Source organism: Sutcliffiella deserti (assembly GCF_020037475.1).
Classification (GTDB): Bacteria; Bacillota; Bacilli; order Bacillales; family Bacillaceae_I; genus Sutcliffiella_A; species Sutcliffiella_A deserti.
In genome coordinates, this window is the sequence record NZ_JAIQDB010000005.1 from 149555 (window position 1) to 174422 (window position 24868).

Here is a 24868-nt window from a genome sequence, read left to right on the forward strand (position 1 = left end):
GAGATTGTGGTTAAAGGCAGTTTAATGAATAACCAAGGGAGAGAGTAATCGCCATCTACAATTGGTGATGTACTCTTTTTTGTAAAATGGAGGATATAGAGGGGGAAGGGGTGACACAGGGTGTGGATTTTGCAACGGCTGTTTAAAAGCATAAGCAAAACAAATAATTTTACTATTGTTCTTATTTCTATTTTAGTGATTGTCGGAAGTTCGTTCATCATGCATTTATTAGAGCCAGATACGTTTCCTACTTTTTTTGAGGGTCTGTGGTGGACGATGACGACGGTGACAACGGTTGGATATGGAGACGTTTCACCGGCAACGGTTCCTGGTAAAACTTTCGCGATGTTTTTGTTCATTTTTGGCATAGGACTTATTGGGGTTTTGATTGGAAAGGTTGTTAATCTTTTGTCACTGTATCAACGGTTAAAGGAGGAAGGTAAGTTGAGTAGTAAAAAGACCAATCATTATATTTTTGTAGGCTGGACAGAGAAGACGGAGAAAGCGATGGCAGAAATTTTAGAGGATAATCCGGATGTGGCAATCGTTTTAGTAGATTCTAAAAAAACAAATCCATGTGATTTAGAGGTGGATTATGTGCAAGGGGATGCGAGTGAGGATGCGGTTTTATTGAAAGCGAATGTTCTTGAAGCAAAATCTGTCACGATATTTTCCGATGACACGATAGAGGATGCCTCGCTTTCGGATGGGAAAACCTTGTTAGTCGCGTCGTCGGTAGAAAGGCTTTCGAACATACATAACCGTAGCATTTATACGATTGTGGAAATTCGCAAGGAAAAAAGCATTCCAAACTTCGCTCATGCCAATGTAGACGAATTTGTTCTATCAGGAGAAACAGCATCGCGATTGATCGCCAAGGCAACCTTGATGAACGGATCCACGCATTTGTTTAGCCAATTAACCAGCAGAGTGCATGGCGATAATATTTATGAAATCGCTGCAGACCCTGCCTGGAGCACCTATAAGCAAGCATTCCATGACATTCTTGAAAAAGGGGCAACCTTACTGTCCAATGGAAAAGAGCTCGACATTAATAGACGGTTAGATGAAAAGATTCCTAAAGATGCGAAGTTGTACATTATCTGTGATAAGCAGACCTATGAATCGAAGTTTAAAGCGGGATAAATAGAAAGAGCTCAAAAGCAAAGGCTTTGAGCTCTTTTTTTGTGCTCTTTTCATAAAGAGGGTTACGTAAAAGCAACAATACGAAAACAACCTTTTATTAATAGAGGACCGGCCTCTGCATCGGATGCAGAGGCCCGTCCCTTGCTTTAATGCTATAAACTAACCTCTAAAGGGGCATGACTGTACGACTGCATAGGATATTCAGTGTCTTTTGGCAGTAGCTAGGGGGGGCGGCAAATTTTAGCCTCGGGGTTGATTTGTTGTCCGACTTTTTATTTTATGAGCCAACTTTTGAATTTATTGTCCAACTTTTAAATATATAAGCCACTTTTTAATTTTATAATCCATTTGAGGCAATATAAAGACCATTCGACAAAAAACTACACTCAAACCTTAATTAATGTAAAAATGGGTCGATGGACCTGTCCTCTTGTCCCATACAAGCTTTTCCCATTTTTCATAGTATGTAATAAGGATGAGGAAAGGAGAGGAATTAAATGGTTTACTGGGAGTGTAATGATCATTCTCGCCACCGGTGTAAAGAGGGGAAAAGGGGTCCAGCAGGTCCACCTGGCGCAACCTGCCCAGCAGGCCAAGCAGGTCCAACCGGTCCAGCAGGTCCAACCGGTCCAGCAGGTCCAACCGGTCCAGCAGGTCCAGCAGGTCCAGCAGGTCCAACCGGTCCAGCAGGTCCAACTGGTCCAATTGGCCCCCCAGGTCCGGATTTTGCGACAAGTTTTGCTTATGTGTATAATATTTCTACTCAAACAGTGCCTGTAGAAGGGGATATAACTTTCGACTCGAATGGGACTCTTAATGGAATTGATCATTTTATAGGTTCTAGTGACATTATTTTTGCAACGGAAGGATTCTATTCTGTCTGGTACAGTGTAACAGGCGAAGGGACAAATCAATTTGCCCTTTTCCTGAATGGAGAAGAGGTTTCAGGAAGCATTTATGGTAGTGAATCAGTTACTGCGCCGAACAGTGGTATGGTGATGATTTTTGTTGAAAGTGGAGATATCCTGACGTTAAGAAATCATACAAGTGCAGGACCGGTTTTATTGCCTAGCACTACAGGAGGAACGCAGGATAACTCGAATGCTTCTATCCTGATATTAAGAGTTGGCGACGCTTCGCCTATTGATCCTAGTCTTAATCCAGTCAATGAAGCGGAAACAGTTGAAGAAATGCGCGAAGCTATTGAGGATCCTACTCTTGGATTGAATCTTGAGCAGTACAATCTCTTGGATGAGACAGGAAAAAATAATGTTGCGGATTTTCTGCTTGAAAACCGTCCTACGACTGGTTACTCTTCCGTTGACAGCGTCCAGGCTGCTCTAAATTATGCAATAAACTCTATTGTTGATCCAGAAAATATCTACGTTCGCGCGGGATCGGTAGGAGGGAATGGAAGTATGGCTCGTCCTTTTGCCACAATTGAAGAAGGGATATCGGCAGTTGCTGTTGGTGGAACAGTTCATGTACTGGAGGGAACCTATAATATTGCGACAAGTCTTGTGATTTCGAAAGCCTTGACCCTGCAAGGTGTAGTCGACCCACGCCCTCAAGTAGTGTTTGCTCCTGCTGACAACTCGAATGGTCTAGTAATAGAAACGGATGACGTAACAGTCAATGGTCTTCATTTTATAAGCAATAGAACGTTGACAGGGGATAATGCGGTAGTTTCGGTACCATTAAGAGCATTAAATAACTTATACGAGAACATCACTCTTAGTTCCAATATTATTGAGGGAACCGTCCGTAGCGCATATTTATTTGTAGAAAACCTGACAGTGGAAGATAATTTATTCATCCACAATGCTTTAAATACACAAAGCTTAAGGCTTCAGATGGTAAGTGGGACGACCAATATCGTTGATAATACATTCCAAGGCAATCCAACAAGTGTAGGTGCTATCATTATAGAACCAAACCTTGCGTCCTATACGGTTTCTGGTGATATTAACATTAGTGGTAATACAATGGAGAGCTTTAATCAATTTGTGAATTTATACACATTTTTAGATGCTCCAACTAGCTTGGTTATTCAAGATAATGTTATTGATCATGAAACAAATTCAGGAAGTTCAATTATCTTGACGACACGAGTGGATTATAGTTTTGTGACCAATCTCCTTATAGAAGGAAATGAAATAACAAATAATGATGATGAGAGACTGGCAGTTTATTTTGCAGGTGGTGGAGGAGGGAGTAACATCCCAGCAGATGACCAAATAAAAGTGTATAATAATTTATTTAACTTTCCAAATGGATTTGGTCAAAGACCCGGAGATACCGTAGACCCCAATTTCCCAGTCGGCTATAATGCTGCTGCAGCAGGTTTTGGAATGACACTAGATGCATTTGATTTGCAAGGAAATCAGAATGTTCAACAATAATGTCCGGACTTCGCCGCTTTTTAAGGTGGTTTAGTTTAAGGTAGTTTCGCATTATTAAGTAAGTTGGTACAACCAAATTACAATCGTTGCTCTCGTTGAGCTATATTTTATGGGTTTGTAGGAACAATTTTTACTTAAAGGGGATGATTGCAAAGCAACCGCTCATATAAAAAAATCCGCCTAGAAAATACTCTAAGCGGATTTTCCCTTTAGCCTTTTGAAATCTCCACAATTCCGTCTTCCTTCAGACCAACTTCGCCTTGCTTGTTCAGCTTCACTTTTTCATTATCGTGTAAGTTAGTAAAGATGATTGGCGTCATAATAGATGGCGCGTTCTCTTTCAGGAAGTTGATATCAAAGCGAAGGATTTCTTGGCCTTTTGTTACTTTATCGCCTTGGGCAACGAGTGCTTCGAAGCCTTCACCCTTAAGGTTGACGGTATCAATTCCGACATGGATCAGGATTTCCCGGCCTGTGTTCGATTGAATGCCAATGGCGTGTTTAGTTGGGAAGAGATTGACGATTTCTCCGTCCACTGGCGAAACGACGACCCCTTCTGTAGGAAGAATCGCAAATCCGTCGCCCATCATTTTACTTGAGAAAACTTGATCTGGTACGTCCCCAAGCGGTTTGATTTCCCCTTTAATTGGGCAGATTATCCCTTCTTCTGACGAATCGGTTTGCAAGGCATCAGGATTGACCTCTTCGATTTGCTGTTCCACTTCTTTTGTTGGCTGAGGTTTTGCTGGACGAGGTGTTTTTCCGTCCATGACATCCTTGATTTGAGATTTTAGTGTATCAGACTTAGGTCCAAATATAGCTTGAATGTTATTACCAACTTCAAGTACACCAGCGGCTCCAAGTTTTTTCAGGCGATTTTTGTCAACCATGCTAATCTCATTCACCTGAACACGAAGTCTGGTGATACACGCATCAAGGTTCGCAATATTTTCTTTTCCTCCCATTGCTTCTAACACATCAAAGGGAAGATCTCCTGCTGTGGATGGGGTTGCTCCATCTTCTTCTTCATTGACATCCTCGCGTCCAGGTGTTTGCAGGTTAAACTTCTGAATGGCGAAGCGGAAACCAAAGTAGTAGATGAGAGAGAAGACGAGCCCAACTGGAATGACCAGCCACCAATCGGTTCGGTTTGGGACGACACCGAATAGAAGATAGTCAATTACCCCTCCGGAGAAGGTCATGCCTATTTTGACATCCAAAATGTGCATAATCATAAATGATAGTCCGGCGAAGACAGTATGAATGGCAAATAGGATAGGTGCAACAAAAAGGAAAGAAAATTCAATTGGCTCCGTAATCCCAGTTAAAAAAGAAGTTAAAGCGGCGGATGCCATAATTCCACCTACAATCTTTTTCTTCTCCGGTCTTGCTGTATGATAAATAGCAAGGGCGGCAGCTGGTAAGCCGAACATCATGAACGGGAATTTTCCTGTCATAAAGGTTCCGGCTGTTGGTGCAATACCATCCCTTATTTGTTCAAAGAAAATCCTCTGGTCTCCACGAACAATCTCTCCCGCCTGATTGGTGTAGGAGCCAAATTCAAACCAAAATGGCGAATAGAAAATATGATGCAATCCAAATGGAATCAATGCACGTTCAATGACACCGAAAATAAACGCGGATAACGTTAAATTCGTGTTGATCATACTTTCGGATAAAGTATTCAGTCCACCTTGGATAGGAGGCCAAACGAACGTCATGGCGATCCCGAGAATAACTGCGGAGGCCGCTGTTACAATAGGAACAAAGCGTTTCCCGGCAAAAAAGCCTAAATACGAGGGTAGTTCGATATTAAAATATTTATTGTACATAAAGGCGCCAAGGATTCCGACGATCACGCCTCCAAATACTCCAGTTTGTAGTGTTGGGATACCAAGGACATTTGCATAAGCAGGATCATCTAGCATCCCTTCCTCAACTCCAAGCACTACGCCCATCGTCGCATTCATAATCAGATAACCGATGATAGCCGCAAGCGCAGCAACGCCTTCTCCACCGGCTAGTCCGACTGCAACCCCAACGGCAAATAGGACAGGAAGATTGTCAAATACAATTCCCCCGGCTGCATCCATTACAGTAGCAACCTGTTGGATCCAGGCAGCGCCAAGAAACGGAGCAAGATCTAAGAGATTATCTTGTCTTAACGCATTCCCTAATGCCAGCAAGATCCCGGCAGCAGGTAAAAGCGCAACAGGAAGCATTAATGCTTTACCTACTTTCTGAAGCACGCCAAAAAATCTTTTAAACATAGTAGTACCTCCCTATTATGTATTTCAAATTGGTTTTAATTTCCCCAATAACTTTAGTTTTAAACAAAATGGGAATGAAACTTAACTTTTTAGATGACTAGCAGGAAATGTTCGTCCATAAGAGAAAGTGCAGTATATGTTGGATTTTTTAAGTGAAGCAACATGCAGAAGGATAAGTGTATTGATATACTATAGGGAAAACGTGAGGCAAAGTATATATTTTAATCTGTAAAAGGAGAGTGTTCTTAATGGTTGGCGTTGAATTAAATATGGTTGTGAAAGATAGCTTAAAAGCATTGGAATTGTACGAAAATATATTTGATATCAAGCGTATGGAGGTTTCAAACTTCCCTCGTGGTGAAAATGAGGTAGTTTTTACTTTATACGACGTTCACCTTCATATGTTGGATGAAAATCCTAAATTTCATCTTATTGCTCCAAGTCCGGACGATCCTAAAACTAGTTGGGTTAATGTAACAGTTCCAGACATTTTAGAAACCTATACCAAAGCGATGGATTTGGGTTGTACAGAGGTGCAGCCAGTGACAGAGATGGCTGATTATGGAGTGTCTAATGCCATATTCATGGATCCATTTGGTTATGTATGGATGCTTCATCAAGTGCATAAGAAGGTTAGCCATGAGGAACGTATTAGGCTTTGGGAGGAAAAAAGAGAAGACTAAAACTGACTTCTTATGTTGATTTACTTAAGGGTAAAGGCAAGCAAGCCTTTTGTGCCAATCGTTGGTATGGCATAGAAAGTAACAGCCTTCGGTAAGGGCTGTTACTGTTCCATTTTTCTAGAGATTTTTACAAATTAAGTAATCAAAAATTCTCTCCTTATCTGCTCGACATATTGTCTTCATATGGTTTAATGCAATGGAGATTAAGCATCCCACATAATATAATGCTATTTTTTTGTTTATCGCTTGTTCTTTTTTTTCTCCCCTAAAAGTCACATGTCTGACTTGTATCTTTTGGGATAAGCTGTCTGTCACGGATATTCAAACTGTGGTAGGATAATAAAAATATCAGATAATGAGCACAGGGGATGACAGCATGCTGGAAGGTAAGATTATTAAATTTTATCGGGAATTTCAGGGGTTGAAACAAAAGGATCTTGGCGATGGAATTTGCTCCAGTACCCATATCAGCAAGATAGAGCGGGGCCTGACGGAGGTTTCCGGTGAGACCATCGATTTTTTATGCAAACGGCTGGGAATTGAAATGGAAGCCGAGATGGAGAATTACAAGGAAATCGATCAGCTGCTGATAGAGTGGCAGAATGCTATTGTAAAAAAGCTTAAAACGAGGGTGGAGTCCATCAAACGCCTGCTCGAGGGTTTCAAGCTTTTACATATGCAGGACTTCTATCGCTTATACACTCTTATCCTGACGAGGTACTACCTATTTGTTGGAGAAGGCAGAATGGCAGATGGATTGATAGAAGAAATGTCAACTTGGAAGGATTTATCCGCCTACGAAAAAAACTTGCTACTGCATGTGAACGGTGTATATAACTTATCAATGAAAAATGACTACGTGAAGGCGCTTGAATGCTTGAAAGATATAAGTCTGGAACACTACCCCAATCAAGAGTACTATTATGACCTGGCTCTTGCATACCACTCACTAAACTCACGGGTGCTTGCATTCTTCAATGCGAACAAAGCACTTCAGTTTTTTACAAAAATACGTAGCTTCTCCCGTATCATTGAATCAGAAATGCTCATGGTCATTCAACTCGAGCAATCAGAAGACCATCCTACTTTAAGCAGGGAATATCATCGTTTAATAGAAATGACGGAAGACTATGGCCTTGAGCATCAAAAGGCCATGCTTTACCATAATGTTGCCTATCTTTACTTAAGAAATGGCGAATACCAAAAAGCCGGCCAATTTTATGAAAAATCGATGGATGCAAGAGAAAAGAGTCATCCCAATTATTTGGGCTCTCTTGAAGGCTATATAAATGCCTTAACGAAAGAAGGGAATACCCCAAAGGAAAAGCTTCTTCAGCTGGTAGAAGAGGGGGTTGAGCTATCTAAGTTGTCCGCTAATACAACATTCACTCATTTTTTCAAAATGCATTATTATTATCTTTCCGATCATCAGAAGAAGTACTATCAATACTTGGAGGAGCAGGCATTTCCTTATTTTGAAGAGAAGGGGTATGTACTGCCAGTAGAGCACTATACGGTCGTTTTATTTGATTATTATATGGAGAATAACGATATGGAAAAGGCAAATCGATTTGCCGGTTCCGTCACCAATAAGTTTCGGCGGAATAATCAGTTTGTGTAGAGGAGAGCTTATTTGTTTTGTGTATAGAAAATTACTTCTAAAAGTAAAAGCGAAACACAGAATCCACTTGGGTTCCATGTTCCGCTTTTTTTCTAAATAAAATGTTTCAGTTGTGAATAATATACTCAAAGGTAAGGAGCGTACAGCTCCAGGCGCCAGAGACTATCAAACTTCCCTCATCTCCATACGATAAGCGCGGGCATCGAATCGCTAGCGCGCTCTTCGTGTTTCCTGATTCTCTTTACTCAGTCCAGTTTTTACGTCTCTAAGCGGGCGCCTTTCGCTTTTGTTCATTTAACGTAATCCATAGGCTTTGATGATTTCTTGTGTGATTTTGTTGCCGTTGTCATCCCATGCGGCCACTTTTAATGAAACGGATTTTGCGGATTTTGCATTTGTTATGGATGCTGTAAAAGTATCACCGTTACGGTTCAACTTCACTTTTTTCCACTTTTCCCCTTCGTTGAATGAAACCTCAAGAGTTGCTCCATCCACGTTCCCGTAGCCGATGGCATCTTTCACTTTTTCTACAGAAATTTCAAGCTGGGTAGGTCTGTTCAACATTGCGTCACCATTTACATCTGTGTCCACTTGATAATTCAATGTAAGGAATGGAAGTGGAGATTGCCATATTTCTGTTTCTTCTTTTGCTTGGAAAATCCATTCTGTATTGGTGCGGATGGATGTATTCCAACGTTTTTCATCCCGTTTCGCTTCTGTTACCACGCGGAATTCCTGCATTTCATCTGTTAGGACATCAAAGCCATTGACTGCTTGGCCTTTTCCTTCACGAATAAGCGTGTCACCCTTAAATAATTTGGTCGTTTGGTTTTGGACGGAAATATTATAATCTGTTCCACCAGTATTCCCTATACCAGCATCAGCCCAGGCTGGAACATTGATCTGCATGGAGTCTCCTTGGCGTTTAGGAGCCCAGTAGCCTTCTCCTAAGGATGGGCGCACTACAGGGGAGAACCAGTTCTCAACAAGCTTTTGCCCTTTTTCATATACTACTCTTGGCTGACGGATCTGCCATGTTTCATCAAGAACCGTTGCCTGGTGGTACCAGTACGTATCTTTTGTGGCAGATACATATTCCGTTCTGGTGGTAGGGAAGGAAATCTTGTATTGAAATCCGATTGCGCCTCTTGTGTACGGTCTCATGTCGAATCGGAACTCTCCGCCGTCCGTTTCCACGTGGGAATTGTAGTTTGTTTCAATTATTGCAAGATCTTTATTCTTAGGCTCGTATGCCAACTTTTTTGGGACATTCTCCTGATGGACATAATCCAGGTCATAGACATATGGTGAGTCCTTTGTTCCTTCGATTTGCAGCTTCACATTGCCAGAACGAATCGCTTTAATCAATTTGTCCCCTTCTGATTTACTGATAGCGGCAGCCGTCAGAGGTACATCCGTATATTCAGGCGTATGCACAGACTCATTGAATTCCACGTTTTCATAGTTTGCAATGATCAATAGCTTTGACCCGGCAGCAACCGCCGCCGCGGCCTGTTCGGAAGCACTGACTGTTTTGCTGCGATCCACAACAACCGCTTTGCCTTTTGCATTCAAGCGATCGAAGTCTGCTTCTGTTCCTTCACCAGCGTAGATGGCTTTCAGGTTATGTTTACCTTCTAAAAGAGTACTCCCCGGCATCACGATATCATCGAGTACTTTCCCCTTGAAGTTGATAGTAAAGTACGGCTTGGTCAAACGCCAACGCGTCAAAAATTCAAACTCACCTTTCTTTGTCTTCTTGGTAGGAGCAGCATACAATTTATCCACCCAGACAGGCATCAGATAGACGCTATGAACTGTTCCAGTCCCCATTGTTTGGTAGTATTCCATACGTTGATAGACAGGTTCTGTTTTCTTAGGAACTTTGACCGTGATTTCGTTGGCTTTTCTTGCATCCAATTCCACCGTCTTCGGTCCATCTAGTACCACTTCCGGTTCCCCAACAAGAGCAACCCCTCTATGATCTGTATCGACATCAACGTCCATCATGGACATTACCGAATACATGCCTTTTTTCAGACGAAGCTCTCTTGTTCCATCCACTGCGATGGATTCAGGCTGCATGTTTTCGTTGAACATGACCACATATGCAAGGGCAGGTGAGCCGTCGCGGTCAGTGGCATTTAATGTAAGAGTGTATCTTTCTTCTTCTTTTACCGTAGCCATTGTCGTGTGAACCAATGCTTCCCCGTTGGCACTGGCTGTTAAGTGACCTTGGTAGCGCTGTCCGCTTTCCCCGAATGCAGGGTCCACTGTAACTTGAAGGTCCGCCGTTCCGTTAGCTGGAACAGTGACAGTTGTATCCGCTAGTGTCAGCATGCCTTCTGGAGCAGCATTGCCGTTCGCATCTGCAAAAGTTGCAGTCAGTTCCAAGGTGATGTCTTGGTCACTGTCATTTGTGTACGTAATTGTTTTCTCTACAGGTGCTGCTTCATCATTCGGCCATTGGAAGAAGCCGAATGAAAGGGAGCCTGTAGCTCTCAAGTCGGAGTGTAACGCTTTTTCCAGGTCAATGCGTCCTGATCCGATATGGTATGGCTGGTAGTCTGGTAATTTCTTTGCTGTGTTCATTAGTGTTTCTTTTAGTTCCTGAGGAGTAGCATCAGGATTTTGTTGTAAAAGGATGGCTGCTGCACCTGCAACGTGAGGTGTTGCCATGGACGTTCCATTTTTGCTTGTGTAGGCACCACTTCCTGTTGCAAATTGAGATCGTGCGGCCATGATTCCCACTCCTGGAGCGGAAACGTCAGGCTTTAATGCCATGTCACCAAGTCTTGGTCCTTTGGAGGAGAAAGATGCCAGTCTGTCCGATTTATCCACAGCGCCAATTGTGAGTGCGCTATCCGCAGCACCAGGTGAACCGACTGTCCCTTCGCCGTAGCTGTTACCTGCTGCAATAACAAATAAGGTACCGTGCTCTTCTGTTAATGTGTTCACGGCTACTGCCATCGGGTCTGTTCCGTCACTGCCGACAGAACTGCCGAGACTCATGTTTACGACATCGGCATGTTCCGCTGCCCATTCCATTCCTTCAATAATCCAAGAGGCTAGTCCTGACCCGGAATCGTTCAGTACTTTTCCGACTAGTAATCTAGCATCCGGAGCAACACCTTTGTTTTGGCCGTCAGAAGCTGCGCCGGTTCCAAGAATGGTGGAGGCTACGTGCGTACCGTGACCACTTTTGTCCTGGACTTCTTCACCAGGTACGAAGCTTACTGCTTCATCCAGTTGAGGGGCGATGTCCGGGTGGGAAGGGTCAATCCCTGTATCGAGTACGGCAACCTTGATGCCTTCACCTGTGAGACCGGATTCCCATGCAGTGTGTGTCCCAATCTGGGCGACACTTTGGTGAAGGGTTGCTTCGATACGTGCGTCCAGCCAGATCTTTTCAATTGCGTAGTTGAACTGTGCTGCTTCTGGTTTGGAGTAGTCCGTCTTTTCGGATTGCACATCATTCCAGAAAGTCGTTGCTTCTTCTTTGTCTGTCTCTAAAGCTGCTGCATTGATACTTTTTAATTCACGTTGCTTTTTGGATCCTTTTGGAGCTACTTTTTTTGTGCTAGCGGCTCTAGCTTTATTTTCTTCGTATACGACGATGACAGGAACGGTGGTGCTGTTATTGTCATCAAACTGATATTCTACTAGTTTCGTAATATTGAAAAGGTTGTGGTCAAGTTTTCCTTCTGCCAAATATGGCATTGCTGCATTCGGGTACACATAGGTGTCGTCCCCGACTGTGATGACACGAACTCCGTCACCGTTGTTCTCGGCAGGTTCTACATTAATGACACTTTGTCCAGTTGGCAGGGTGGTTACATGAACGATGTCCCCTGTTATTAGTGTGACTTTTGAGTCGCCAGTTCCGAGTTGATCATTGATGATGGTTGGTTCATTGCCGGTTGCTGATTTAGTGGCTGCGCCAAGTGCCTGTCCCTGAAAAAGTGATGTGGCAAGCATGAAAACGGCGATGACCGCTATCAGAAAAGATTTCATTTTTGGCTTTCGCATGTGCATTCTCCTATCCCTTTGGTTGATTTGTTTGGATGCTTGATAGATATGTAGCTCTTAGTTAGCAGTTTAGTTAGTGTGACTTCACCTCCAGCCTTGATTTATTTGTTTCAGGTAATCAGAGGTGCAGATCTCGATGTGGGGTAATGCTGTAAGTAATTCGTGGTGCTAAGGGTTAACTGAATTGTAAAGGCTGGCGGACCGTGGTGACAAATGGTGTTTTAGTAAGGTCTAAAGGACTATGCGAGTAGCACAAAAAGGGTATAACTTGCCCGAAACCCCTCCTGAAATATCCCATTTGCACTAAAACTGCGGGACAGAGTTGGGGTTTTGGATACTTTTGTTGGGTTGGTTTGTTAAAGTTGTAAGAGAATGAAGGGAGGAGTTAACCGTTGCAAAAAAACTGGAAATGGTTAGCGATTTGGGTTATGTTGGTAATGGGTGTGTGAGAGAAAGGGGATGTATAGTATAATTGTGGGAGAAGTATTGTTTTTTGGAGTATGATGCTATATTTCTTCATAACTTCTATTATGTGAATCTATTTTCCAAGCTAGTGAAAGATGGAACAAGTAGAAATACAGGTAATTACTGAAAAGAGGGGAAAGAATATGTCTCGTTATGCATTAGAAGTGAAGAATTTAACAAAGAAGATTGGTAGCAAAACGATTGTTAAGGATGTAAGTTTTGAAGTGGAAAAGGGAGAGATTTTTGGACTTCTTGGACCCAATGGTGCAGGGAAAACTACCATTATCAGAATGATAGTCAACTTAATCAATCGCACAGGCGGAAGTGTTATTATTAATGGCCATAATTTGGATGACTCTTTTAAAACTGCCATGAGTGAAATGGGAGCGATTGTAGAGAATCCTGAGTTCTATAAGTACATGTCTGGATACAAAAATATTAAGCATTATGCCAACATGGCAACTAGAACAATTACAAAAGAACGAATTGAAGAAATGGTAAGTCTCGTTGGTCTTAATGAAGCAATTCATAATAAAGTGAAAACCTATTCCTTAGGGATGAGACAGCGTCTTGGGGTAGCGCAAGCATTATTGCATGAACCGTCGTTACTGATTCTTGATGAGCCGACAAATGGACTTGATCCTCAGGGAATTCGTGAGTTCCGTGATTATTTACGTTTGCTTGCCAATAATGGCATTTCAGTTGTCGTTTCTTCTCACTTGTTATCAGAAATGCAACTGATGTGTGACCGATTTGCCATTATTGAAAAAGGGGAGCTTATACATATTTCCACGATGAACGAATCAGTCGGCACTGGTGAAGAAGCATTAAGAGAGTATGCTTTTGAAGTAAGTGATATGGATGCGGCCCTCGCTATTTTAGAGGAAAATGAACTTTCCGGTAAAGTATTGAAAAAGAATGCAACAGAAGTTTCCCTATCCATCGGTAAAGAAGAAGTTGCCAAGATAAATCGTCTGTTTGTGCAACAAAATATTGATGTTTACGGAATCGTTATGCTCAAAGCAACTCTTGAGGATCGATTCTTAGAATTAACCAACAAGGATAAAAAGGAGCAAATGGTATGATTGGACTAATCAAAAATGAAATAATGAAAATATTTTCAAAGATATCCAGTTGGGCATACATAGCGATCCTTGTTCTGGGTGTGGTGGCAGGAGCTTTTATCTATCAGAATGTTTTTGAGACAAACGAAAATTGGCAAAGTGACACACAGGCTGAAATAGCGGAATTAGATTCCATTCTGGCGGAAGTGCCGGAAGAGGAGAAGGAATTCTATCAATCAGAAATTGATCAAAAACAGCAATTAATCGATTCGAACATCAACCCAACGGAAAAGGTAAGCTGGCACTTCATGAATGATGTGGTGTTTGGATTGACAATTTTGGTTACTCTGTTTACGGTCATTTTATGTAGTGCAAACGTAGCAGCTGAATTTTCGGATGGAACAATCAAGCAGCTATTAATCCGTCCTCATCGCCGCTGGAGTATCTTGCTGTCAAAATATATATCTGTACTTCTATACTCCTTTGCGATGCTCTCAGTACTTCTGTTAGCAGGATATATTGTAGGTGTCATCTTCTTTGGCGTTGGAGATTTTAACATGAAATCCATGGTATATACGATGGATGGTCAAAAGGAAGTTGCCATCGGAACCCAATTTTTCACAAGCATTCTCTACTACCTGCCGAGCTTATTGATGGTCATGACTATATCATTCATGCTATCGACTCTCTTCAAAAGTCAGGCATTGGCAGTTGGTATCGGAATTGCAGTACTGTTCATCTCGTCCGTATTAGGTGGTATCATTATCTTCTTGGCAGAAAAATTCACATGGGTAAAATTCCTAATTTTCCCTCACATGGACTTAACCGTCTATGCAATACAGGATAAAATACTGCAAGACGTCACTCTACCATTCTCTCTGACGATCTTACTAGTATACTACGCCATCTTTATGGCACTAACATTCCTATTCTTCCAGAAACGAGACATAAGCATATAAAAAAAGTGGGTCGGAGGGACAGGTTCCTCGACCCACTTTTTTATTGCACCTGAAAGAAACTCCACAATCCAGCAGTGGTTCTCTTCTTGTAATAATTTCCTCTACTTTGAGTGTTATTGTTTCTCGAATCCAATTAACTACTCGTCAGCAACAGCGCAAAAAAAAAAAAACGATCTTAATAAACTCTTAGGTCGGTAGCATCTCGACTTCAAATGGAGAGGTTACCGAGTGTATAAGAGATCCAATGCGGTATCTAAGTTTGGCAATAAGCAAACTTTGATACCGTATTTTTCCTTTCGTCCGCNATCTCGACTTCAAATGGAGAGGTTACCGAGTGTATAAGAGATCCAATGCGGTATCTAAGTTTGGCAATAAGCAAACTTTGATACCGTATTTTTCCTTTCGTCCGCCGAAAATCTTCACTCTAAAATAGGAATATTACAAGTTTTTGTGATTACTATATAAATAAGCCTTCTTATTTTGAAGGATGGAGATAGAGAGGAGATGAAGAAAGGGATGGAAGGGAAACGTAAGTCTCTTAGGTTACTGGCTATTTCATTAATCCTTTGTTTGATCAGTATGGTAGGAGCGGCTGTTGTACAAACTTCAGCTGGGAAGGTAACGGTAAAAGATATAAGATGGGAAACACCATCTGGTTATACAATGAGTGCTTTACTGCTCATTCCTGAAAGCGCTACCAAAGACAATCCAGCACCAGCGATTGTGACGAGCCACGGTTGGTATAACAACAGGGAGATGCAGGATTTGAATTATGTAGAATATTCCCGTCGTGGTTATGTGGTGATGTCGATTGACATGTACGGACACGGAAACTCTGACGTTGTAAGCCCAGAAGAATGGGCAAATCGTGGAACAGGTATGTATGATGCCGTAGAACTAATGGCAAGTCTACCTTATGTAGATACAACAAAGATCGGTGTAACAGGCCACTCCAATGGAGCGAGAGCAGCCAACTGGTCGGTGTTAGAAGATAATAAGAAGGATCCTAGTGAAAGGCTAATTTCCTCCGTGCTTTTAGTAGCAAACGATGCGATGTACTCTAGTGATCCAGGCGAACCACTTTATTGGAGTATGAGAAATAGTGACCAGGAATATACAAACAACTATGGAACGCGAGATGTAGGAATTATCGCTGCTCAATATGATGAGTTCTTTTTCCGTAGTATTGCAGAGGATGGAAGTATCACGCCTCCAAGAGAATTTATTCACACTGAATTTGCGCAATCGTTCTTGCATTTTGGAACAGATCCTAAAGAGGAAAGGGTAGAAAGCAACATTTACAAGCAAGAAATAGACGGACAGAATGTGAGTCGTGTTATTTATACTCCAAACCAAATACATCCGTGGAATCATCTTTCTGCAACGGTTGTAAAAGACAGCCTTGAATTTTTTGAAGACTCGCTAGGTTCATCGAGCAATTTGGAGCCGGGCAGTCAAGTATGGCAGTTTAAAACGTTCTTTAACTTTATTGGATTGGTTGGGTTCTTCTTGTTTATCGTAAGTTTTACAAAAGTAATGCTTTATACATCTGCTTTTGAAAGTTTACGTGCGAAAGCAAAGGTAACTCCGGCTTCTGCACCAGTGGGAAGGGGTATCGCCTGGTTCTGGGGTGGACTTATTGTGAGTGCCATTATTTCGGGTTATTCTTACCTGAAACTATTTACGTGGGCCAGCACGAACCGTCCTGACTTTTTCCCGCAAGCACCTGTTTTCTATATTGGGGTATGGTCGTTGGTTATGGGTATTGTTACGCTAGCTATTTTATACGCTACGTATAAGTTCTACCTAAAAGGAACGGGCTTTAGTTTAGAAATGACCGGCGTGAAAATAAAAGCAAATATGCTCTTCAAAACGATTCTTTTAAGTATCCTCGTTTCGGTAGCAGCATTTAGCATCGTTTTTGTGGCAGATTACTTCTTTAAAGCGGATTTCCGATTATGGGTTATCGCTATCAAAGCATTCACACCGGATAAACTGGTATTGGTGCTTAAGTATCTTCCGTTTTTACTAGCGTTTTATGTTGCAAACTCTATTGCGGTAAACTCGTTTAACTATTTGACTGGAAAGAAAAAATGGTCGAACATCGCGATACTCGCCGTCTTCAATGGACTAAGCGCTGCCGTTATAATCGCGATTCAATATACCGCTTTCTTTGTAACAGGGCACTACTATTTTACTAGTGTTTCCCCAATAGTAGGTATATGGCTTTTCCCAATCGTAATAATTATTCCACTCTCCGCCTTCATTACTAGAAGTATTTTCAAAGAAACCAACAACCCTTACCTAGGTGGAATCATTTATGCCATTGTTGTAACCGTGATGATGGTGACCAATACGTTAACACAATAGAAGATTATCACAAAAGGAAGCAGTGGATTTCGACTTTGAAATCTCACTGCTTTTTCACATTTATTGAGTAAAAATATGGTAAAATAAGAGCGTATACTGTGATACATATATTTGAAGATTAGGTTATTTATAATTCACTATCCAGAAGATATTAGAGGTAATTTTAAAAATCTGCATTTCATAACTTTCCATAAGGAGGCTATCATGAAATATAAATTTAATGACAATAAGCACTGGTTGAAGGGAATAGCCGCGCTGCTTGTTATTGTGTTCTTTAGCATTCACACTATTTCTAGCATGCAAGACCCATATTTAAATGCGTTTACAAAGGCAATCAATATCGTTATTCTAGTCGCTGTGATAGTATTGGCAGGGTATAAAGCGACCTATTATTTTAAGCTAAGTAAGCAGCATTATATTATATTGGAAGATCATTTTCTTTCCATCTATAGAGGGAATTTACTCTCAAGAAAAACTATTCCCTATACGGAAGTAAATAGTGTTGTTCAAATCGAAGAAGACCTCTACTTAAAACTTAAAAAAGGAAAAGAAGAAGCCATATACTTGAATCGGTTATCCAAGGAAGATAGTGTCGAAATCAAAACAAAATTAAAGAACCGGTTTGATTTCAAGCACATAGTTTAAAAACCCCGATAAACCTTGATACGTAAGGTTTTGTTGGTATTTTTAGTGAGTGTATGTATTTTATAACTCTATTCTTTCTGCGCTTCTTTCTGCTTCCCAAACACATCATTCATTAACCGATCGTAAAGCTTGGTGTCTTTCGGAATGGTATATAGCTCAGAACTGCCATCCAATTTCAAGCGGAGGTAACCTTTTTCTGTATCTAGCCAGAAGCGGTAATTTCCCTCTTTGTATAAGTGTTTACTGTCTTCCATTTTTATCACTTCCTTTCCTATTTTTATAGTAGTATAGGTTTCAATAAGAGGCAATTGCATAATTAAAAAAGGTAGGGGATTCTTATGAGAAAAACCACTATTATGCCATGGACTAAAGAATGGGTAATTTCCTATAATCAAGAAGAAAAATTACTAAGTGAAATTCTGAGAGAGGAATTGACAGCTATTTTTCACATTGGTAGTACATCTGTTCCAGTAATTGGTTACGCAAAGCCTATTATAGATATTTTGGTCGTTGTGAAAGAAATTGAAAAGATTGATCAATATAATGAAGCGTTAAGAAAAGCTGGGTATAAACCAAAGGGCGAGAATGGAATTGCTGGGAGAAGGTATTTTTCAAAAGGGAAGGATAAAAGAACACATCATGTACATATTTTTCAGGTCGGACATGAAAATATAAAAGATCATCTGGATTTCAAAGCGTATCTAATGGCAAATTCAGAGGATGCAAAGGCTTATGGAGATGTAAAACTGAAATTAGCAAAACAGTTTCCTGAAAGCCATCATAACTATCAGGTGGGGAAACAGAAGTTTGTAAATGAGTTAATGAAGAAGGCTAGGGGTTTTGGAAGAAATAATTAGGTGAGGTGTGGTAGATGAAAATAACACACTTTAATATAGATATGAACAAAGGGGAAACTCCTTATTTCCAAGTGAGCAATGGAAAGAGTGTTCGTTTTTACTTTCATGTTTGGAAGAAAACCCAGGACTGCTGAAGAAAATCTTCGAGCATGTTTTTAAAGCTGATATAGTTTTTCGATGCCTTCCACATACTTGTTATGTTTGGAAGGTTTTTTGTGCCAGTGCGACTTGCATAAGCAGTGAGTAATCCCCGGTTTTTCAAGCTTGAATTTCTCTCAGTCCAATGAATTTAATAAAAATCGAACAAATTGGGTCGAGGGACCTGTCCCTGCGACCCTTACAAAGTCTTTCCTGTAAATCTTTTTAAAGCAAGAAATGAAAGTCATCTCAATATCAATTATAATAATGAAAAAGGAGGTGTTAACATGGAAAGACAAATTATCGATTTACTTACTAAACTTAATGTAGAAGTGAAAAGTATGAGAACAGACATGACTGATATGAGAAGAGAAGTGTCTGATATGAAAACAGAAATGCATCAACGGTTTAACACAATGGATCGACGTTTTAACACAATTGAAGCAAAGCTCGATGGTATTGGAGGACAGTTTGAATTAACAAACGAATCAAGCATGAATGACGTAGAGTTTATCGCTAATAAGGTCAACAAATTAGAAAGAGAAGTATTTATTTTAAAACATAAAAATAATGACTAGAATTGTGCCATGAAGGACGAGTTGGTGCACTAACATGCACGTAAATTTATAGAAAAGTAGTGTCACTTTAGAACAGACGAACAAAATAGTTTCTCTAAGGACCTATCCCTACCTAGTTGCACATCTTTTACCATCGAAAGGAACTAATGACACTACACTTACATCGTACAACTCCTAAGTACCACCTTAACTTCTCAGCTGCCTTATTTATACCTCCAACTACCATGTATTCTGTACCATTCCATTTCTGTTGTAATTCCTCACTCAGTATATATCATCGATAAAACAAGAACACAGTTTACTTGAATTCCAACCCTCAGGACGCCAAATCTCCGTTAAATTTCTCATTTTTTCAAATACTAATTTTCTATATTTTGCTATAATTGGGTCAGAGGGACAGGTCCCTCGACCCGTCTGTCGGTTAATGAGCGAAAGTGTATATTTTTCTACGATAGATTTTTTCAATCAAACGTTTGTTTTAAAAAATTGAGAGTTGTTGTGACTCAAGGGATTCAAAAAAAAATACTAGATTAACTTTTCAAAAAGGTATATTAAGAATATGAAAAAGGGGAAATCAACTTTAATTTTCCTGGCTCTTACTAGGAGGTTAGATGTGTGCGACAGATCACTTTATCAAATGGTCAAACAGTGGAAGTGGAGTGTTTGAGCTGTGCGTTAACGAGCGGATTAATTGAACCGGACGGTGGTGTGGTGCTAGAAACGGAACACTTTCATGCACATCAGGATGTAGCATATCCGATAAAGGGATTGATCATCTTGGCCTCCAAACGCCATATCAAATGCTTTGACGAATTAACGGAAGAAGAGAAGCTAGACTATATAAAAGTGCTGTCCAAAATCAGGAAGGCACAAAGGGATGTACTGGGGATCGAATATGTTTATTACTTTTATAATGAAGACACGACGCATCATTTTCATACATGGATGGTTCCGAGGTATGACTGGATGTATGAGTTCGGTCGATCTGTGGAGTCTATCCGGCCTGTGCTGCTTCATGCGAGGAACAATATGAATGGCGGGCAGAATCTGTTAGAAGTGATGAGTGGGATTGAGGCTTTGAAAAATGAACTAAAAATAATAGGAGGAGATAAAAATTAGTTTTAAATCAGTTGTTAGAAATTTATTAATCGTGGCAGGATTGTTCATCCTCTTTTTACTTTGGTTTAATCACCATAAAGTGATAGATGGAGAATATACAAAGCTAACAATTAAAATGCCGCATGAGGGTGTGGCTGTTATTGAGGAGAAAGAGCGGATCGATGAGATAATCGAAGCGATTAATGAGGGTCCACGAAACTTTGGGACAGAAAAGCCGTTCTATTATTATGAAGTGGCAAGTCTTATTTTTGAAAACGAGGATGGAGAAAGTGAGGCGGTCCATTACAAACTTAAGAACAAGAACATTAAAATCAGGTTTGGAGAGGTTAAGACGGACCTAAACTTTGAGCAGGAGGATTATCGATCATAAGAAGGGGATGAACTGATGAGAGTACTACTGGTTTCCGTTTGTGTCTTGTTTTTATTTATCCTAGCAAATTCTTTTTATGAAGAAACGAAAATGCCGATTGAAATGATCGCTTTTAATGAATTAACAAGTGAAGAGCGTGAAAGGATTCTGGTAAGTCCAAAGGATTCGTCTGTTCGGGAACTGACCGTAAGTGAGGAGCTGGGCAAGCAACTGGGTGCGAACCTGGTGGGGAAAAAGTTGTACATGGTGACATTCAACCACACGGAAACTGTTACTTCAGGGAACTTAATAGTGTATGTGGATATGGAAAATGAAGAGGTTGTTGGGAAACTAGATGCTCCTTTATGAAAGTAGCTGACGTGAAAAATATTATAAATAAGTGAATCTGACAGGTAGGATTAGTAGGGGGTATATATTATGATAGATTTGATTTTTCAACTTTTAGTTTTGGGCATTATAATAACGGGCTGTGTTTCATTCACTCTATTTATTAGAAGGTTATTGGTTAATGCAGCTTATCGAAATGAAAAATTAAATAATATAGAACAAAAGTTAGATGCTATTATGGAGAAAATGGAGCAAGATAGTTTTTCGAAATAATAGAAAGAAGGGTTGTGTAAACACAAGACACTCCCCTGTTTCGATATAATACTATTAACTAAAGTCGGAATATTCCTATATTACAAAGTAGAGAAGGAGTTTTGAAGATGGATTTGTTAGCAAGTCAATATGATTGGATTAAACGTACGAGGGAAATATTATTTTGCTATTGTGAGGACATGTCTCATACGGATTATGTAAAAGGACTGGCCAACTTTAGCGGGGATTCTATTCGAGATATGCACGCACATATTGCAGGCTGCTATCAATTTTGGCTGGGGAGTCATGGGCTCGGAAAATCTATTGTCAAAATTGATCCGGAGACTGTGAACAGTGTGCAAGAAATGCGAGAGCTTTTCAAGAGTACGGACGAAATTGTTGATGAATTTTTGTCTAAATATAAAGATAATTGGGAGCACACTATTCCCTTTACCTTTAAAAGTGGGGAAACCTCAGAATTTAGCACCTTATGGCTTTTCACGCACACCACCACCCACGAATTCCACCACAAAGGCCAAATGGTAAAAATGGGGCGGCAGCTTGGTTATACACCGCCGGATACGGACCTCATCGCACCAGAAAAAGTGTAAAGGTAGAATAATCTTGCGACGGCTTTCGCGGAAATCAACTTTCAAAAAATATAAAATCCCTTGGAGTGATAACATGTCCAGCCTATTTAAAGTTCAGGAAAATATGGTGGAGCAGTCAGAGATAGAAGCATTGGAAGACAGATTGATGAGAGTAAAAGGAATGAATAATAATGCAATGGGCGTGGAGATGAAAAGGTTTGGGAATGCGATGGCATTTTCGGTCAAAAATATTCCTGGTCCATCGTTTAACACAGTAAAGGGAATTAGTGATGAAAATATAGGGGACATAGATGAAATAATAGATTTTTATACTAGTAGAGAAATTCCTGCAAGGTTTGAAGTCACCCCAGCCTATGCGACCGAGGAGCTCTTCAGAAAGCTTAGTCAAATAGGCTTTTTTCAAAGCGGTTTCTACACCTCGTTATACCGAAGCTTAGCGAGTGAGGAGAAAGTGGCGGCTGATGAGCAGCCTTCATCGATTGTTCTTGAAAAACTAGCTGAGACTAACTTTAATATATTTGGCGAAATCTACACAAATGGCTTTGGCATGCCAACAGCATTAACGGATTATATCACGGCAAACAACCGGGTTCTTGCAAAGAGCACTAACTGGACCTTTTATATGGCAAGAGCCAAAGGGGAGCCAGCTGGTGTTGGCGTTCTGTTTCGAAAAAATGACGTTGCGACGTTAGCAGCATCAACAACTATACCCTCCTATAGAAACAACGGGGTTCACACTGCCCTCATTCAGAAACGGATTCAACAGGCAGTAGATACAGGCTGTCAATTTATTATGGGACAGGCAGCCTTTGGTAGCGCGAGTCATAGAAATATGGAACGCGCTGGGATGAAAATCGCCTATACCAACACGGTGTGGACAAAACTATGAGGAAACGAAGGGTAAGAAGACAGTTTAAGTTTCACAACTGGAGTTATCACAGTTAAGGTGCTATAGTAACTTTATAGGTAATAATAACCATTATTTTCTTTAATAGTGTAAAGTGGAAATGGGTCGTGGTACCTGCCCCTGTGTCCCTGAGGTTTTAACTCTCATATAATAGTAAATAAATATTTTAATCTTTAAATAATTAGTGATACACTATGGTTAGGTGAATTTTCTTCAGAAAAGATGTGCGACTTGGTAAGTTGAGCGGAAGCGCATACATCCTTTCTGCAAATTTTAGGATATAAGGATGGTAAATATGAGCAACAGACAAACTACTACAACAGACGTTATCTTAATTGGTGCAGGAATCATGAGTGCGACTTTGGGTTCACTGCTGAAAGAATTAGTGCCGGACTGGAAAATTACCGTCTTCGAGAAGCTTGCGAGCGCAGGTGAAGAGAGTTCGAACGAGTGGAATAATGCGGGAACAGGTCATGCGGCACTTTGTGAACTTAACTACACGGTCGAAAAGCCGGATGGTTCAATAGATATAAGCAAAGCGATAAAGATAAATGAAGATTTTCAAGTTTCTAAGCAATTTTGGTCTTACCTTGTAAACCGTAAACGAATAAGTAATCCCGAGAAATTCATTATGCAACTGCCTCATATGAGCTTAGTTCAAGGGGAAAAAAATGTAGCGTTTTTAAAAAAGCGTTTGGAAGCGTTGTCAACTGTTTCTCTTTTTGATGGGATGGAGCTTTCCGAAGACCCTGAAAAATTAAAAGAATGGATTCCACTTGTTATGAAAGACCGAACATCAACGGAACCTATTGCAGCAACCAAAATCGACTCGGGAACAGATGTCAATTTCGGGGCTTTAACGAACAAAATGTTTGATCATTTAAAGAAAAAAAATGTCGAGATAAAATATAAACAAAATGTGGACGATATCAAACGTACTAGCAATGGCACATGGGAACTGAAAGTGCGAAATGTCGATAGCGGAGTAGTGGAACGTCATACTGCTAAATTCGTCTTTATCGGTGGCGGCGGCGGAAGTTTGCATCTTTTGCAAAAATCCGGTATTCCGGAAGGTAAAGGAATAGGCGGCTTCCCTGTCAGCGGACTATTTATGGCATGTAACAATCCGGATGTGATAGAACAGCATCATGCAAAGGTATATGGAAAAGCTCCAGTTGGCGCGCCTCCAATGTCGGTTCCGCATTTGGACACAAGATTAATTGATAACAAAAAAGCGCTGCTGTTCGGACCGTTTGCCGGCTTCTCACCAAAGTTCTTAAAAACCGGTTCCATGTTTGATTTGATAACTTCAGTGAAACCAAATAACCTGACAACAATGCTTGCTGCTGGTGTTAAGGAAATGTCCTTAACAAAATACCTGATTGAGCAAGTAATGTTATCAAAAGAAAAACGCATGGAAATTCTACGAGAGTTTGTCCCTAGCGCCAAAAGCGAGGAGTGGGACTTGGTTGTAGCAGGCCAGCGCGTACAAGTGATTAAAGATACAGAGGGCGGTGGCAAAGGGACACTTCAATTTGGTACAGAAGTGGTTACTGCCGCAGATGGATCAATAGCCGCATTATTAGGTGCATCTCCTGGTGCTTCTACAGCTGTATCGGTCATGATTGAGATATTAAACAAATGTTTCCCACAACATATAAAAGACTGGGAACCGAAATTAAAAGAAATGATTCCCTCTTATGGACTTTCATTAGCGGAAAATCGAGAACTTAATCAAAATATTGAAGCTTCAACCTCACAGACACTTGGCTTTACAAGGAAAGCCCATGTAAAGAAGGGCAAAGTAAAAACTAAAAAAGAAAAACGTGTATTACAGGGAGTGTAAATTGCCAAATTGGCAATTTATGCTTTCTTTTTTGATTTGGAGGAAGTTAGGGGAATGGGTAAGGATGATGTATCAACAAGAGCCAAGTAAGTACATAAAAATGGTGCAAGTCGCCGGATGATGTACATTCCCAGGCAAAGAAAGTACATGAAAAGAGGAGTTGGAGCGGGATGATGTACATTCCCGGGCAAAGAAAGTACATGAAAAGA

20 protein-coding genes are annotated in these 24868 nt (G+C 40.7%); 17 read left to right on the top strand and 3 right to left on the bottom strand.

All coding sequences use genetic code 11. The features are described from left to right. Window positions 1-120 precede the first annotated feature (120 nt). Both K9B36_RS11535 and K9B36_RS11540 read left to right on the top strand, forming a co-directional pair. Window positions 121-1146 carry an ion channel gene (locus K9B36_RS11535; protein WP_223702212.1) on the top strand — a complete coding sequence of 342 codons (1026 nt, stop codon included), beginning with the start codon at window positions 121-123 and terminating at the stop codon, window positions 1144-1146. 497 nt (window positions 1147-1643) lie between these two features. Further along, window positions 1644-3548, top strand: coding sequence for a DUF1565 domain-containing protein (locus tag K9B36_RS11540; protein ID WP_223702213.1), 1905 nt, complete (start codon window positions 1644-1646; stop codon window positions 3546-3548). 209 nt (window positions 3549-3757) lie between these two features. Here K9B36_RS11540 and ptsG read toward each other — a convergent pair whose 3' ends face one another. Further along, entirely contained in the window at window positions 3758-5818 is a 2061-nt protein-coding gene (gene ptsG, locus K9B36_RS11545; RefSeq protein ID WP_223702214.1) for a glucose-specific PTS transporter subunit IIBC, read from the bottom strand. A 248-nt stretch (window positions 5819-6066) separates the two neighbouring features. On the opposite strand from ptsG, the gene K9B36_RS11550 reads away from it, so the two are divergent. Then, window positions 6067-6501: a VOC family protein gene (locus tag K9B36_RS11550; protein ID WP_223702215.1), complete on the top strand. Its 435-nt coding sequence runs from the start codon at window positions 6067-6069 to the stop codon at window positions 6499-6501. Between the two features lie 376 nt (window positions 6502-6877). Next, window positions 6878-8122, top strand: a complete 1245-nt coding sequence (locus tag K9B36_RS11555) for a helix-turn-helix domain-containing protein (RefSeq protein ID WP_223702216.1) — start codon at window positions 6878-6880, stop codon at window positions 8120-8122. Window positions 8123-8416: 294 nt separating this feature from the next. Here the strand turns inward: K9B36_RS11555 and K9B36_RS11560 are convergent, their stop codons facing one another. After that, entirely contained in the window at window positions 8417-12151 is a 3735-nt protein-coding gene (locus K9B36_RS11560) for a S8 family serine peptidase (RefSeq protein WP_223702217.1), read from the bottom strand. Window positions 12152-12759: 608 nt separating this feature from the next. On the opposite strand from K9B36_RS11560, the gene K9B36_RS11565 reads away from it, so the two are divergent. From K9B36_RS11565 to K9B36_RS11580, 4 genes are all read left to right on the top strand, one after another. Next, window positions 12760-13701 (top strand): ABC transporter ATP-binding protein, encoded by a 942-nt coding sequence (locus K9B36_RS11565; RefSeq protein ID WP_223702218.1) that lies wholly within the window; start codon window positions 12760-12762, stop codon window positions 13699-13701. Beyond that, a complete protein-coding gene (locus tag K9B36_RS11570; protein WP_223702219.1) occupies window positions 13698-14639 on the top strand; it encodes an ABC transporter permease in 942 nt (313 codons plus the stop codon). The genes K9B36_RS11565 and K9B36_RS11570 overlap by 4 nt, the downstream gene beginning before the upstream one ends. Window positions 14640-15143: 504 nt before the next feature. Further along, window positions 15144-17009 carry an alpha/beta hydrolase family protein gene (locus K9B36_RS11575; protein WP_223702220.1) on the top strand — a complete coding sequence of 622 codons (1866 nt, stop codon included), beginning with the start codon at window positions 15144-15146 and terminating at the stop codon, window positions 17007-17009. A 204-nt stretch (window positions 17010-17213) separates the two neighbouring features. Further along, window positions 17214-17654, top strand: a complete 441-nt coding sequence (locus K9B36_RS11580; RefSeq protein WP_223702221.1) for a YdbT family protein — start codon at window positions 17214-17216, stop codon at window positions 17652-17654. Between the two features lie 68 nt (window positions 17655-17722). Here the strand turns inward: K9B36_RS11580 and K9B36_RS11585 are convergent, their stop codons facing one another. Further along, a complete protein-coding gene (locus K9B36_RS11585) occupies window positions 17723-17908 on the bottom strand; it encodes a hypothetical protein (protein ID WP_223702222.1) in 186 nt (61 codons plus the stop codon). 84 nt (window positions 17909-17992) lie between these two features. On the opposite strand from K9B36_RS11585, the gene K9B36_RS11590 reads away from it, so the two are divergent. From K9B36_RS11590 to K9B36_RS11630, 9 genes are all read left to right on the top strand, one after another. Continuing rightward, window positions 17993-18511 carry a GrpB family protein gene (locus K9B36_RS11590; RefSeq protein WP_223702223.1) on the top strand — a complete coding sequence of 173 codons (519 nt, stop codon included), beginning with the start codon at window positions 17993-17995 and terminating at the stop codon, window positions 18509-18511. Between the two features lie 425 nt (window positions 18512-18936). After that, complete coding sequence (locus tag K9B36_RS11595) at window positions 18937-19227, top strand: hypothetical protein (RefSeq protein WP_223702224.1); 291 nt, start codon at window positions 18937-18939, stop codon at window positions 19225-19227. Window positions 19228-19842: 615 nt separating this feature from the next. Beyond that, window positions 19843-20346, top strand: a complete 504-nt coding sequence (locus K9B36_RS11600; protein WP_223702225.1) for an HIT family protein — start codon at window positions 19843-19845, stop codon at window positions 20344-20346. A 31-nt stretch (window positions 20347-20377) separates the two neighbouring features. After that, entirely contained in the window at window positions 20378-20716 is a 339-nt protein-coding gene (locus tag K9B36_RS11605; RefSeq protein ID WP_223702226.1) for a hypothetical protein, read from the top strand. Between the two features lie 15 nt (window positions 20717-20731). After that, window positions 20732-21064 carry a hypothetical protein gene (locus tag K9B36_RS11610; RefSeq protein ID WP_223702227.1) on the top strand — a complete coding sequence of 111 codons (333 nt, stop codon included), beginning with the start codon at window positions 20732-20734 and terminating at the stop codon, window positions 21062-21064. 69 nt (window positions 21065-21133) lie between these two features. Next, window positions 21134-21316 (top strand): DUF4083 domain-containing protein, encoded by a 183-nt coding sequence (locus K9B36_RS11615; RefSeq protein WP_223702228.1) that lies wholly within the window; start codon window positions 21134-21136, stop codon window positions 21314-21316. 107 nt (window positions 21317-21423) lie between these two features. Next, on the top strand, window positions 21424-21906 hold the full coding sequence (locus tag K9B36_RS11620) for a DinB family protein (RefSeq protein WP_223702229.1): 483 nt from the start codon (window positions 21424-21426) through the stop codon (window positions 21904-21906). A gap of 73 nt (window positions 21907-21979) precedes the next feature. Further along, entirely contained in the window at window positions 21980-22795 is an 816-nt protein-coding gene (locus tag K9B36_RS11625) for a GNAT family N-acetyltransferase (RefSeq protein WP_223702230.1), read from the top strand. 313 nt (window positions 22796-23108) lie between these two features. Next, complete coding sequence (locus K9B36_RS11630; RefSeq protein ID WP_223702231.1) at window positions 23109-24659, top strand: malate:quinone oxidoreductase; 1551 nt, start codon at window positions 23109-23111, stop codon at window positions 24657-24659. Window positions 24660-24868 lie beyond the last annotated feature (209 nt).